The organism is Micromonospora humidisoli, assembly GCF_016900955.1.
GTDB classification, from domain to species: domain Bacteria; phylum Actinomycetota; class Actinomycetes; order Mycobacteriales; family Micromonosporaceae; genus Micromonospora; species Micromonospora wenchangensis.
This window is the reverse complement of sequence record NZ_JAFEUO010000001.1, coordinates 1191191-1206386: the sequence shown is the minus strand read 5'-3', so window position 1 is coordinate 1206386 and position 15196 is coordinate 1191191. Positions and strand designations below refer to the sequence as shown.

At 74.2% G+C, this 15196-nt stretch carries 1 protein-coding gene and 1 pseudogene; both read right to left on the bottom strand.

Annotated features, from left to right (window positions below):
• Positions 1-8: 8 nt before the first annotated feature.
• Complete coding sequence (locus JQN84_RS05265; protein WP_204957224.1) at positions 9-9032, bottom strand: type I polyketide synthase; 9024 nt, start codon at positions 9030-9032, stop codon at positions 9-11.
• A 47-nt stretch (positions 9033-9079) separates the two neighbouring features.
• Positions 9080-14479, bottom strand: a pseudogene (locus JQN84_RS05260) (type I polyketide synthase); the annotation flags it as partial.
• Between the last annotated feature and the right edge of the window lie 717 nt (positions 14480-15196).

Here is a 15196-nt window from a genome sequence, read left to right as displayed (position 1 = left end):
CGGACGGATCATGAGGTGCCGAACTTGCTGTCGATGAAGTCGAAGAGGTCGTCGTCGGAGGCGGTGTCGAGATCCTCGGTGACGCTGGCGACCTCGGCCGGGCGTTGACCGGCGGTCCACGCGGCGAGCATGGTGCGCAGCCGCTCCCCCACCCCGGCCCGGGTGCTCTCGTCGAGCGCGGCGACCGCGTCGGCGTCCAGGGTGGACAGCGCGGCCTGGAGCCGGTCGAGGTCGTCGAGCAGGGTGACGCCCCCGGCGTCGGCGGGCACCAGTTCGGTGAGCAGTTGCTGGGCCAGCTCGGTCGGGGTCGGATAGTCGAAGACCAGCGTGGCGGGCAGCCGCAGCGCGGTCTCGGTGGTGAGCCGGTTACGCAGCTCGACGGCGGTCAGCGAGTCGAAGCCGGCCTCCTTGAACGCCCGCTCCGGGTCGACGTCCGCGCCGGAGGCGTACCCGAGGACGGCGGCGACCTGGTCGCGGACCAGCGCAAGGACGGTGTCCAGGCGGTCCGGTGACGGCATCGCGGCGAGCCGGCCGGCGAGGTCGGCGGTCACGGTGACCGGGGTGGCCGGTTCGGCCTCGGGTTGGGCGTCGGGCAGCGCGGCCAGCAGCGGCCGGGGCCGGGCCAGGGTGTAGATCGGGGTGAACCGGGTCCAGTCGATGTCGGCGACGACGAGGTGGCTCTCGTCGTGGTCGAGGGCCTCCCGCAGCGCCCGGACGGCGAGCCGGGGTTCCATCGGCGGGGTGCCCTGCCGGCGCAGGTGCGCGGTGGCCTCCCCGTCGGCCATCCCGCCGCCGGCCCAGCTGCCCCAGGCGACCGAGGTGGCGACCGCCCCCCGACTGCGCCGCCGGTGCGCCAGCGCGTCCAGGTACGCGTTGGCCGTCGCGTACCCCGCCTGACCGGCACTGCCCCAGACCGCCGCACCGGAGGAGAACACCACGAACGCGTCCAACGGCCGGTCGGCGGTCAACTCGTCCAGGTGCACCGCACCGAGCACCTTCGCCCGGCACACCTCGGCGAACTCGGCCACGCTGGTCTCCGGGAGCGACCTCTCCTGGTGCAGCACCCCGGCGGCGTGGAACACGGCGGTCAGCTCGTCACCGAGGTCGGCCAGGAGCGCGGCGACCGACTCCCGGTCCGCCACGTCACACGCCACCACCTCGACACCCGGATGCCGGGCCGTCAGCTCCGCCGCGCCCGGGGCCGCCGCGCCCCGCCGGCTCGCCAGCACCACCCGCCGGGCACCCTGGTCGATCAGCCATTCGGTCAGGTGCCCGCCGATGCCACCGGTGCCGCCGGTGACCAGCACCGTGCCGGTGGGCGTGTAGCGCCGTTCGGGGTTGCCGGCGGCCGGCCAGCGGACCAGCCGCCGGGCCAGCACCCCGGCGGTACGGACGGCCACCTGGTCCTCCGCGCCGGCGGCGAGCACGTCGGCGAGCCGTGCGACGTGCTCGTCGGTCCAGTCGGTGGGCAGGTCGACCAGGCCACCCCAGGAGTGCGGGTATTCCAGGGACAGCACGGTGCCGAGGCCCCACAGCGCGCCCTGCGCGGGGTGCGGCAGTTCCTCGAACCGGTCGACGGCGATGCCGCCCGCGGTGAGGCACCAGATCCGGCCGGCGAAGTCGGTGGCGGTGAGCGCCTGGATCAACGCGACGGTGTCGGTGACGCCGACGGACAGTCCGGCGTCGACGGCGTCCGGGGTGTCGTCGAGGGCGAGCAGGGACAGCACCCCGGCGGGGGTGTCCCCGGCGGGCAGCTCGGTGCCGGTGACGGTGACGACGTCGACGCCCCGGGCGGCCAGTCCGGCGGCGAGGGCGGACACCCGGGCGTCACCTGTCGACGCGGCCGGTACGACGAGCCACCAGGTGCCGGTGAGGTCGCCGCCGTCGGGCAGCTCGGTGGAGCGCCACACCACCCGGTACCGCCAGTCGTCCACGGTGGCCGTGTCCCGTTGCCGGGCCCGCCAGGCGGCGAGGCCGGGCAGCACCTCGGTGACGACGCCCGGGGCGACGCCGAGACCGTCGGCGAGCACCTCGGTGTCGCCCCGGTCGACGGCGTCCCAGAATCCGCCGTCGGCCTCGTCGGTGCCGGTGCCGGTGGTGGCCTCGGGCTCGATCCAGTACCGCTGGTGCTGGAAGGCGTAGGTGGGCAGGTCGACGGTCCGGCCGCCGGGGTTGACCGCCGCCCAGTCGAGGTCGACGCCGGTGGTCCACGCCTGCGCCATCCCGGTGGCGTACGCCTCGACCTGTTCCCGGTCCCGGCGTTGCAGCGCGATGGTCACCATGTCGTCGAGGCTGTCGGCGACCATCGCGGTGAGCACACTGTCCGGCCCGATCTCGATGAACCGGGTGACTCCGCGTGCGGCGAGGACGGCGACCGCGTCGGCGAACCGGACGGTGCCCCGCACCTGACCCTGCCAGTAGCCGACGCCACCCAACTCGGCGTCGGTGGCCAGGTCACCGGTCGCGGTCGACACCAGCGGAATGGTCGCCGCATTCGCGGTCACCCCGTCGACCACCAGCCCGTACCCGGCCAGCATCGGGTCCATCAGGTGCGAGTGGAACGCGTGCGACACCCGCAGCCGACGCGTCTTCACCTCCAGCGACGCCTCCAGCGCGCCGATCTGCTCCTCGGTGCCGGACACCACCACCGCGCGGGGGCCGTTCACCGCCGCCACGTCGACATCGCCCAGGTCCAGTTCATCCAGCGGCGCGGCGATCGCCAGCATCGCCCCACCCGCCGGAAGCGCCTGCATCAGACCACCACGCGCCGCCACCACCCGACACGCGTCCTCCAACGACCACACACCGGCCACGTGCGCGGCGGCCAACTCACCGATCGAATGACCGGCCACGAAATCGGGCTTCAATCCCCACGACTCCGCGAGACGGAACAGGGCCACCTCGACCGCGAACAACGCCGGCTGCGTCCACCCCGTCTGATCCAGAACCCCGTCGGGGTCAGTGAACATCACCTCCCGCAGATCACCGTCGAGCAACGGCCCGAACGCCGCACACACCTCGTCCAACGCAGCCGCGAACACCGGGAACGCTTCGGCCAACTCACGACCCATCCCCACCCGCTGCGCACCCTGACCGGTGAACACCACCGCCGTACGACCCCCGGTGACCCGACCCGACGGGCCGGTGCCCGCGGCCAGGGCTTCGAGGCCGGCGGCCAGGTCGGCGGCCGTGCCACCGACGGCCACCGCCCGGTGATCCAGCGCCGCCCGACCGACGGCCAGCGAATACCCGACGTCGACCGGACGCTCATCGGTGAGGAAGTCCCGCAGGCGGTCGGCCTGCTCGGCCAGCGCACCGGCCGACCGGGCGGACAGCGGCCAGAGCGCCACCGGCGGCTCGGGGGTCGCGGCCGGCGTGGCCGGCTCGGCAGGCGGGGCCTCCTCCACGATCACGTGGGCGTTGGTGCCGCTGATACCGAACGACGACACCCCGGCCCGGCGCGGGCGGTCCCCGGCCGGCCAGTCGACCGGCTCGGTGAGCAGCCGCACGTCCCCGGCCGCCCAGTCGACCTGCCGGGACGGGGTTTCGGCGTGCAACGTGCGCGGCAGCGTCCCGTGCCGCATCGCCATCACCATCTTGATCACCCCGGCCATGCCGGCGGCGGCCTGGGCGTGACCCATGTTGGACTTGATCGAGCCGAGCCACAGGGGGCGGTCCCGGTCCCGGCCGTACGTGGCGAGCAGCGCCTGCGCCTCGATCGGGTCGCCGAGGGTGGTGCCGGTGCCGTGCGCCTCGACCGCGTCGACCGCGTCGGGGGTGATCCGGGCGTTGGCCAGCGCCGCCCGGATCACCCGCTGCTGGGCCGGCCCGTTCGGCGCGGTCAGCCCGTTCGACGCGCCGTCCTGGTTGACGGCTGAACCCCGGATCAGCCCGTAGACGCGGTGCCCGTTGCGCTGCGCGTCGGAGAGCCGTTCCAGCATCAGCACCCCGACACCCTCGGCCCAGCCGGTGCCGTCGGCGTCGTCGGAGAACGACTTGCACCGGCCGTCCGGGGCGAGCCCCCGCTGCCGGCTGAACGCCACGAACGGGGTGGGGTTCGACATCACCAGCACCCCACCGGCGACGGCGGTGGTGCACTCACCGGCCCGCAGCGCCTGGCTGGCGAGGTGCAGCGCGACGAGCGACGACGAACACGCCGTGTCGACGGTCATCGACGGCCCCTCGAACCCGAACGCGTACGACACCCGGCCGGAGATCACCGACGCGGAACTGCCGGTGCTCAGGTACGCCTCCGACTCGGCAGGGGCGAGGCCGAGCAGGTCGCCGTAGTCCTGGGCGCCGGAGCCGACGAACACCCCGACGGGGCTGCCGCGCAGCGCCTCCGGGTCCATCCCGGCCCGCTCGACCGCCTCCCAGGTGACCTCCAGCATCAGTCGCTGCTGCGGGTCCATGGCGATCGCCTCGCGGGGCGAGATGCCGAAGAACTCGGCGTCGAACGCGCCCGCCTCGTAGACGAAGCCGCCGGAGCGGACGTAGCTGGTCCCGGGCTGGTCCGGGTCGGCGTCGAAGAGGGCGTCGGAGTCCCAGCCCCGGTCGACGGGGAACGCGCTGATCGCGTCGGTGCCGCTGTCGACCAGCCGCCACAGGTCCTCCGGGGACCGGACGCCGCCGGGGTAGCGGCAGCTCATCCCGATGATGGCGATCGGCTCGTCGGGGTCGGACCCGCCGACGCCGGACGTGACGGCGGTCGGGGCGGCGGTGCCGACGAGTTCGTCGTACAGGTGGCGGGCCAGCACGGCGGGGGTCGGGTGGTCGTAGACCATGGTCGCCGGCAGCCGCAGCCCGACGGCCGCGCCGAGGGCGTTGCGCAGCTCCACGGCGGTCAGCGAGTCGAACCCGAGTTCCCGGAACGGCCGCTGGACGTCCACGCTGGTCGTCGCGTCGTACCCGAGGACGGCGGCGACCTGGACGCGGACGGTGTCCAGCAGGTACGGCAGCCGCTCGGCCTCGGGCAGCCCGGCCAGCACGGAGGTGTCGGTGGACGCGGCCGGAACGGCGGTCGGGCCCGGTTGGGCGTCGGGGAGCGCGGCGAGCAGCGGGCGGGGCCGGGCCAGGGTGTAGATCGGGGTGAACCGGGCCCAGTCGATGTCGGTGACCACGAGGTGGCTCTCGTCGTGGTCGAGGACCTGCTGGAGCGTGCCGAGGGCGAGGCGCGGTTCCATCGGCGGGGTGCCCTGCCGCAGGAGGTGTTCGGTGGCCTGCTCGTCCACCATGCCACCGCCGCCCCAGGTGCCCCAGGCCACCGAGGTGGCGGTCAGGCCCCGGCGGCGGCGCTGGTGGGCCAGCGCGTCGAGCCAGGCGTTGCCGGTGCCGTAGGCGGCCTGCCCGGCGCTGCCCCAGACGGCCGCGCCGGAGGCGAACAGCACGAACGCGTCGAGCGGCCGGTCGCCGAGCAGCGCGTCGAGGTGGGTCGCGCCGAGCACCTTGGCCCGGCACACGGCGGCGAAGTCGTCGAGGCTGGTGTCGCCGAGCGGGGCCGGGTCGTAGAGCACCCCGGCGGCGTGGAAGACGGCGGTCAGGTCGTCGCCGATCCCGTCGAGCAGCGCGGCGACCGCGTCCCGGTCGGCCACGTCGCAGGCGACTACCTCGACGCCGGGCAGGCGGGCGGCCAGATCGGCGGTCCCGGGGGCGGCGGGGCCGCGTCGGCTGGCCAGCACCACCCGCTCGGCCCCCCGGTCGAGGAGCCATTCGGTGAGGTGCGCGCCGATCCCGCCGGTGCCGCCGGTGACCAGCACCGTGCCGGTGGGCGTGTAGCGCCGTTCGGGGCTGCCGGCGACGGGCCAGCGCACCATCCGCCGTGCCAACACCCCGGCGGTACGCAGGGCCACCTGGTCCTCGCCGCCGTCGGCGAGCACGTCGACGAGCCGGTCGAGGGTGTCGGGCGTCCAGTCGGCGGGCAGGTCGACCAGGCCGCCCCACCAGCCGGGGTAGTCGAGGGAGAGCACCGTGCCGAGCCCCCAGAGGCCGGCCTGTGCGGCGTGCGGCAGGTCCTCGTACCTGTCGACGGCGACGCCGCCGGTGGTGAGGCACCAGAGCCGGCCGGTGAACTCGGCGGCGGCGAGGGCGTGCACGAGTCGTACGGTGCCGGTGACGCCGGCGGACAGCCCGGCGTCGTACGGGTCCGGGGTGTCGTCGAGGCCGAGCAGCGAGACGACCCCGAGGGGGGTGCCCCGGCCGGTGAGCGGGTCGGTGCCGGTGAGCCGGGTGACGGTGGCACCCCGGGCGGCGAGCGCGTCGGCCAGGGCGGTGACCCGGGGGTCGTCGGTGAGCGTCTCCGGGGTGACGAGCCACCAGTCGCCGCTGAGTTCCGGCCCGGTGGGCAGGTCGGCGGCCCGCCACACGACCCGGTAGCGCCAGTCGTCGGTGACGGTGGCCGGGGCGGCGGTGGGGGCGGCCAGCCAGTACCGCTGCCGGGCGAAGGCGTAGCCGGGCAGGTCGACCTGCCGCGCCCCCGGTTGCACGGCCGTCCAGTCGAGGTCGACGCCGGTGGTCCACGCCTGCGCCATCCCGGCGGCGTACGCGGTGACCTGCTCCCGGTCCCGCCGCTGCACCGCGATCGCCGCAACGTCCTCCACGCAGTCGGCGACCATCGCGGTGAGCACACTGTCCGGCCCGATCTCGATGAACCGGGTCACCCCACGGGCCGCGAGGGCGGCGACGGCGTCGGCGAACCGGACGGTCCCCCGCACCTGACCCTGCCAGTATTCGACCGAGCCGAGTTCCTCGTCGGTGGCGAGGTCACCGGTCGCGGTGGACACCAGCGGGACGCCCGCCGGGTTCGCGGTCACCCCGTCGACCACCTGCCCGTACTGCGCGAGCATCGGGTCCATCAGGTGCGAGTGGAACGCGTGCGACACCCGCAACCGACGCGTCTTCACCTCCAGCGACGCTTCCAGGGCGGCGATCTGCTCCTCGGTGCCCGACACCACGACCGCGCGCGGACCGTTCACCGCCGCCACGTCGATGTCGCCGAGGTCCAACTCGGCAAGCGGCGCGGCGATCGCCAACATCGCGCCACCGGCGGGAAGGGCCTGCATCAGACCACCCCGCGCCGCGACGACCCGGCACGCGTCCTCCAGGGACCAGACACCCGCGACGTGCGCGGCGGCCAACTCACCGATCGAGTGACCCGCCACGAAGTCCGGCTTCAACCCCCACGACTCGGCGAGGCGGAACAGGGCCACCTCGACCGCGAACAGGGCCGGCTGCGTCCACCCGGTCTGATCGAGGACACCATCGGGGTCGGTGAACATCACCTCCCGCAAGTCACCGTCGAGCAGCGGCCCGAACGCCGCACACACCTCATCCAGAGCAGCCGCGAACACCGGGAACGCCGCCGCCAGGTCACGACCCATCCCGACCCGCTGCGCACCCTGACCGGTGAACACCACCGCCGTACGACCCGTGGTGATCCGACCCGACACACCGGTGCCGGCGGCCAGGGCGTCGAGCCCGGCGGACAGCTCGGCGGCCCCACGGCCCACCGCCACCCCACGGAACTCCAACCCGGCCCGACCCGCACCCAACGAGAACCCGACATCCACCGGACGCTCGTCGGAGTCGGCGGCGAAGGCGGCGATCCGGGCGGCCTGGCGGGCCATCCCCTCGGGGGAACGCCCCGACACCGGCCAGAGGACGACCGGCGGGGTCGGCCCCGGCGTGCCGGCCTCGACGGGCGGGGCCTGCTCGACGATGAGGTGCACGTTGGTGCCGCTGATGCCGAACGACGACACGCCGGCGCGGCGCGGCCGGTCCAGCGCCGGCCAGTCGACCTGTTCGGTGAGCAGCCGCACGTCCCCGGCGTCCCAGTCGACCTGCCGGGACGGCGTCTCGGCGTGCAGGGTGCGCGGCAGGGTGCCGTGCCGCATCGCCATCACCATCTTGATCACACCGGCGACCCCGGCGGCGGCCTGGGCGTGCCCGATGTTCGACTTGATCGAGCCGAGGAACAGTGGCGTCTCCCGGTCCCGGCCGTAGGTGGCGAGCACGGCCTGCGCCTCGATCGGGTCACCGAGGGTGGTGCCGGTGCCGTGCGCCTCGACCACGTCCACGTCGGCGACGGAGAGCCGGGCGTTGGCCAGCGCCGCCCGGATCACCCGCTGCTGGGCCGGCCCGTTCGGCGCGGTCAACCCGTTGCTCGCACCGTCCTGGTTGACTGCCGAACCCCGGATCAGCCCGTAGACGCGGTGCCCGTTGCGCTGCGCGTCGGAGAGCCGCTCCAGCACCAGCACCCCGACGCCCTCGGACCAGGCCGCGCCGTCCGCACCGTCGCCGAAGGACCGGCACCGGCCGTCCGGGGACAGCGCGCGCTGCCTGCTGAACTCGACGAAGAGTTGCGGGGTGGCCATCACGGCGACCCCGCCGGCCAGGGCCAGCCCGCACTCCTCCTTGCGCAGCGACTGGCAGGCCAGGTGCATCGCCACCGACGACGACGAGCAGGCGGTGTCGACGGTGATCGCCGGCCCCTCCAGGCCCAGGTTGTAGGCGACCCGGCCGGAGACGAGGCTGCCGGAGGTGGTGCTGTCGACGTAGTCGTGGTGCATCACGCCGACGAAGACGCCGGTGGCGCTGCCCTTGAGGGCGACCGGGTCGATGCCGCCGTGCTCGAACGCCTCCCAGGACGCCTCCAGCAGCAGGCGCTGCTGCGGGTCCGTCTCCACCGCCTCGCGGGGGCTCATCCCGAAGAACCCGGGGTCGAAGTCGGCGGCGTCGTAGAGGAAACCACCGTGCCGGGTGTAGCTCTTGCCGGGCTTGCCGGGTTCCGGGTCGTAGACGCCGTCGACGTCCCAGCCCCGGTCGGTGGGGAAGCCGGAGATGGCGTCGGTGCCGTCGGCGACGAGCCGCCACAGGTCCTCCGGCGACCGGACCCCGCCGGGGTAGCGGCAGCCCATGCCGACGATCGCGATCGGCTCCTGGTCCCGGCCCTCCACCTCACGCAGCCGCCGGTTGGCCTGTTGCAGTTCGGCGGTGGCGCGCTTGAGGAAGGTCCGGAGCTTGTCGTCGTTCGCCATCGTTCACACCAATCTTTCCCGCGCCGGAGGTTCGTCGGAGGCTGCCGTCAGGAGAGGCCGAGTTCGTTCTCCAGCACGTCGAACAGTTCCTCGTCGGTGGCGGACTCGTAGTCGTGCGGGGTGTCGTCGTCGGGGCGGCCGGTGCGGTCCTGCCAGCCGCGCAGCACCGCCTCGAGCCGGGCGGTGAGCCGGGCGTGTTCCGCGCCGGGCACCTCGGTCAGGGCCTTCTCCAGCCGGTCGAGGTCGGCGAGCACCGCACCTGCCGGGTCGGCGTCGGGCACCACCAGGTCGGCCTTGAGCGCGCGGGCCAGGGCGGTGGGTTCGGGGTGGTCGAAGACGAGGGTGGCAGGCAGCCGCAGCCCGGTGACGGTGCTGAGCACGTTGCGGAACTCGACGGCGGCGAGGGAGTCGAAGCCGAGGTCCTTGAACGCGCGGCCGGGTTCCACCGACGCCGGGCCGGGGAAGCCCAGCACGGCGGCGGCGTGCGTGCGGACCAGGTCGAGCAGCAGGGTGTCCCGGTCGGCGTCGGAGAGGCCGGCGAGGCGCTGCGCCAGCGGCGGGCCGTCGGCCGCCGCACCCGCTCCGGCGGCGGTCGGTCGGGCGGGGGTACGGACCAGGCCGCGCAGCACGGCGGGCAGCGCGTCGGTGCGTCGCCGCAACGCGTCCAGGTCCAGGCGCACCGGTACGGTCGTGGGCCGTCCGGCGGCGACGGCCGCGTCGAACAACGCCAGCCCCTCGTCGGTGCTCATCGCGGGCATCCCGAGCCGGCGCATCCGGTGCAGGTCGGCGTCGTCGAGGTGGCCGCCCATCCCGGTGCCGGTGGCCCACAGGCCGTAGGCCAGGGAGGTGGCGGGCAGCCCGTCGGCGCGGCGGCGTTGGGCGAGGGCGTCGAGGAAGAGGTTCGCGGCGGCGTAGTTGCCCTGCCCGGCCCCGGCCACCCAGCCCGCCGACGAGGAGAACAACACGAAGGCGGTCAGGTCGTGGTCGCGGGTGAGGTCGTGCAGGTGCCAGGCGGCGTCCACCTTGGGCCGCAGCACCCGGTGCAGTTGCTCGGGGGTGAGGGCGTCGACCAGCGCGTTCTCGGCGGTGCCGGCGGCGTGCACCACCGCGCCGACCGGGTGGTCGGTGAGCAGGGCGGCGACCGCGTCCCGGTCGGCGACGTCGCAGGCCGCGACCGTCACGTCCGCACCGGCGGCGGTGAGGTCCGCGACCAGGTCCGCCGCGCCGGGCGTGGCCGCGCCGCTGCGCCCGGTCAACAGCAGCCGGCGTACGCCGTGCCGGGTGACCAGGTGCCGGGCGACGAGGCTGCCCAGCCCGCCGAGCCCGCCGGTGATCAGGACGGTGCGGTCGGTGGCCCAGGCACCGTCGGCGGGCGCGTCGGTGCCGACCCGGGTCAGCCGGGGTACCAGCAGCCCGCCGTCGCGGACGGCCACCTCGGGTTCGCCGGTGGCCAGGGCCGCCGCCAGGTGGTCGGTGCCGCTGTCGTCGGTGTCGACCAGGACGAACCGGCCCGGGTGTTCGGCCTCGGCCGCCCGGACCAGCCCCCACAGGGCCGCCGCAGCGGGGTCGACCGGGGTGTCACCGGCCCCGACCGCGTCCCGGGTGAGCAGGGCGAGCGTGCTGTCGGCGTACGCCGGGTGGCCGAGCCAGCGGCGCAGCAGCCCCAGCAGGCGTTCGGTGGCCCCGTGCACGGCGGCCGGCGGGGTGCCGGACGGGTCGAGGGTGACCACGACGGTGTCGGGGGCGGGTTCGGGCAGTTCCGCGTCGACGTCGAGCGCGGTCCAGGTGCCGGTGGCGGCGGCCGGGGTGGGGACGGGCTGCCAGGCCACCTCGTACAGGTGCCGGTTGCCGGCGACGCCGAGCGCGTCGGCGGCGACCGGCCGGGCCACCACCTGGTCGATGGTGGCGACCGGGTTGCCGTGTCCGTCGGCGACGGTGACGGCCAGCTTGTCGCCGGTGGCCGGGGAGATCCTGATGCGCAGGGTGGCGGCGTGTGCGGCGTGCAGGGTGACGCCGCGCCAGGAGAACGGCAGCGGGGTGTCGCCCGCGCCCTCGTCGACCAGGTTGGCGTGCAGGGCGGCGTCGAGCAGCGCCGGATGCAGCAGGAACCGGGACGCGTCGGCGGCGGCCACCTCGGGCAGCGCCGCCTCGGCCCACACCTCGGCGGCGTCGCCGTCGCCGCGCCGCCACACCGCGCGCAGCCCCTGGAACACCGGCCCGTAGCCGTAGCCGTGGTCGCGCAGCCGGTCGTAGAGGCCGTCGAGGTCGACGGGTTCGGCACCGGCGGGCGGCCACTCGGTGAGGTCGGCGGCGGCCGGGTCGGCCCCGGCCTGCCGGACCAGGACCCCTTCGGCGTGCCGGGTCCAGCCGGTGTCGTCGGCCGCGTCGTCGGCCCGGGTCCAGATCCCGAGGCTACGCGCGCCGCTGTCGTCTGCGGCGTCGACGGTGACCCGCAGGGCCAGACCCCCGTCGGCGGGCAGCACCAGCGGCGCGTTGATGGTCAGTTCGTCGAGGACCGGGCAGCCGACCTGGTCACCCGCGCGCAGGGCGAGTTCGACCAGCCCGGTGCCGGGGACGAGGACGGTGTCGAACACGGCGTGGTCGGCGAGCCACGGCTGGGTGCTGCGGGAGAGCCGGCCGGTGAGCACCACGCCACCGGTGTCGGGCAGGTCGACGACAGCGCCGAGCAGCGGGTGGTCGGCGGGGAGCTGGCCGAGACCGGTGGTGTCGCCGCTGCCGGGCGGCACGTCGAGCCAGTACCGCTGGTGCTGGAAGGCGTAGGTGGGCAGGTCGACCTGCCGGCCGCCCGGGTTCACCGCCGCCCAGTCCAGGGCGGTCCCGCTGGCCCACGCCTGGGCCATGCCGACCGCGTACGCCTGCACCTGGCCGTCGTCGGGCGCGTTCTCGTCCTGCCCACGCCTGCGGCGCTGGAGCGCGATGGCGGTGGCGTCCTCGACGCAGTCGGCGACCATGGCGGTGAGCACACTGTCCGGCCCGATCTCGATGAACCGGGTGACTCCGCGTGCGGCGAGGACGGCGACCGCGTCAGCGAACCGCACCGTGCCCCGCACCTGACCCTGCCAGTAGCCGACGCCACCCAACTCGGCGTCGGTGGCCAGGTCACCGGTCGCGGTCGACACCAGCGGAATGGTCGCCGCATTCGCGGTCACCCCGTCGACCACCAGCCCGTACCCGGCCAGCATCGGGTCCATCAGATGCGAGTGGAACGCATGCGACACCCGCAACCGACGCGTCTTCACCTCAAGCCGGGACTCCAGGGCGGCGATCTGCTCCTCGGTGCCGGACACGACCACCGCCCGGGGACCGTTGACGGCCGCCACGTCGATGTCACCCAGATCCAGCTCGGCAAGCGGCGCGGCAATCGCCAGCATCGCCCCACCCGCCGGAAGCGCCTGCATCAAACCACCACGCGCCGCCACCACCCGACAGGCATCATCGAGAGACCAGACACCGGCCACGTGCGCGGCGGCAAGCTCACCGATCGAATGACCCGCCACGAAATCCGGCTTGAGACCCCAGGATTCGGCCAGCCGGAACAGGGCCACCTCCACCGCGAACAGAGCCGGCTGCGTCCACCCCGTCTGATCGAGAACCCCATCTGGGTCGGCGAACATCACCTCCCGCAGATCACCGTCCAACAACGGCCCGAACGCCGCACACACCTCGTCCAACGCAGCCGCGAACACCGGGAACGCCGCCGCCAACTCACGACCCATCCCCACCCGCTGCGCACCCTGCCCGGTGAACACCACCGCCGTACGACCCGCAGTGACCCGACCCGACACACCACCGCCAGCGGCCAGGGCCTCCAGACCGGCGGACAGCTCGGCGGCCCCACGGCCCACCGCCACCCCCCGGAACTCCAACCCGGCCCGACCCGCACCCAACGAGAACCCGACGTCCACCGGACGCTCGTCGGTGAGGAAACCGCGCAGCCGGGCGGCCTGCCCGGCCAGCGCCGCCGCCGACCGGCCGGACAGCGGCCAGAGCAGCACCGGCGGCTCGGCGGCCGGCGTCGGTGCGGCGATGTCGTCCGGGTCGGCGGCCTCGACTGCCTGCTCCAGCACCACGTGCGCGTTGGTGCCGCTGAGCCCGAACGACGACACGGCCGCCCGTCGGGGTCGCCCGGTGGCCGGCCAGTCGACCGGCTCGGTGAGCAGCCGGACGTCGCCCGCCGTCCAGTCGACGTGCGGGGTGGGCCGGTCGACGTGCAGGGTGCGGGGCAGCACACCGTGCTGCATCGCCAACACCATCTTGATCACACCGGCGACACCGGCGGCGGCCTGGGTGTGCCCCAGGTTCGACTTCACCGAGCCGAGCCAGAGCGGCTGTTCCCGGTCCCGCCCGTACGTGGCGAGCAGCGCCTGCGCCTCGATCGGGTCACCGAGCCGGGTGCCGGTGCCGTGCGCCTCGACGGCGTCGACCTGGTCGGCGGTGAGCCGGGCGTTGGCGAGGGCGTCGGCGATGACCCGCCGCTGCGAGGGGCCGTTGGGGGCGGTGAGGCCGCTGCTCGCGCCGTCCTGGTTGACCGCGGTGCCCCGGACGACGGCCAGCACCCGGTGCCCGTGCCGCTGGGCGTCGGAGAGCCGCTCGACCAGCAGCATCCCGACGCCCTCGGCCCAGCCGGTGCCGTCGGCGGCGGCGGCGAACGGCTTGCACCGGCCGTCGGCGGCCAGTCCCCGCTGGCGGCTGAAGTCCACGAACGTCTCCGGAGTGGCCATCACCGTCACCCCACCGGCCAGTGCCAGGGTGCACTCCTCGCGGCGCAGCGACTGGATGGCCAGGTGCAGCGCGACCAGCGACGACGAGCAGGCGGTGTCCACGGTGAGGGCGGGGCCCTCCAGGCCCAGCACGTAGGCGACCCGGCCGGACAGGATGCTGCCGGTGTTGCCATTGCCGATGAAACCCTCCAGCTCGGCGGGCACCTGCGGCAGTCGGCTGGAGTAGTCGTGGTACATCAGTCCGGCGAACACGCCGGTACGGCTGCCACGGACCGAGGTCGGGTCGATGCCGGCCGATTCGAACGCCTCCCAGGACGCCTCCAGCAGCAGCCGCTGCTGCGGGTCCATCGCGATCGCCTCGCGTGGGGAAATGCCGAAGAATTCGGGGTCGAATAGCGCGGCGTCGGAAAGGAAACCGCCGGTCTTCGCGTACGTCTTACCGGTCTTGGAATCGTCGGGGTCGTAGATGTCCTCGACGTTCCAGCCCCGGTCGTCGGGAAAGTCGCCGACCGCGTCGGTGCCGTCGACCAGAAGCTGCCACAGGGCGGCCGGACCGTCCACACCACCCGGGAAGCGGCAGCTCATACCGACGATCGCGATCGGGTCGTATTCCCGACGCTCGGCCTGACGCAACTGCCGACGGGCCTCACGCAGATCGGTGGTGGCCCGCTTCAGGTACCCGAGAAGCTTCTCCTCGTTCTCCATCTACGTCTCCCGCCACTAGCCCCAGCCGGGCAGACCCGGGTCAATATCGACTCACGGGTCAGCGCGGCGGCAATTGTCGAAACAGAGAGCTTCTTCGGGGATTGTTGGTTGTTCGCGATGACCCTACGGCGGCCCGGCGCAGCACTAACCCCCTACCGCCCCCAGAGCGCCCCCTAGCCCTCGACGCCGCTACCTCGACCGTGGCAGCCACTCTCCGGGTCACCCCGGCGGCGGCTGGGGTGACCCGAAACCGTTCCGACCGCCCGCCAGCACGCCGGGCACGGGGGCGAGGGCTCAACCTCGTGCTCTTGCCCAGGACAGGAAGCGCTCGGTCATCCGGGTCGGCGGATGATCCGGATGGAGTCGGGTGAGCTGGTTCGTTGCCTCGATCATCAGGGCGCCGAGGTACACGAGCAGGCCCGTGCGGTTGTCCCCGTACTCGAGCAGCAGCGAGAGCTTGGCCGGCTGGCAGGGCCAAGCGCTGCCGCAACTACGGCACCGCCACGCCGGGCGCACGGCAACGTGCGGAACAGGGGGCCGTACCACCACGACATCGACCTCTTCTCGACTGGAGAGGGCCGCTCCACTCAGGATGCGGAGCGGCCCCGGGCAGGACCCGCTACCGCCTTCCGGCCACCAGCGAGCCCGCCATGAATGACAGTCTGTTGAGCAGGCCACTACTGTCGGAAGGCGAAGCGCCCGGTCGTGTCGCAGCCT

Excerpts from the sequence above, each read along its gene's own strand:
- JQN84_RS05265 (WP_204957224.1), bottom strand. The coding sequence starts at position 9,032 with ATGGCGAACGACGACAAGCTCCGGACCTTCCTCAAGCGCGCCACCGCC.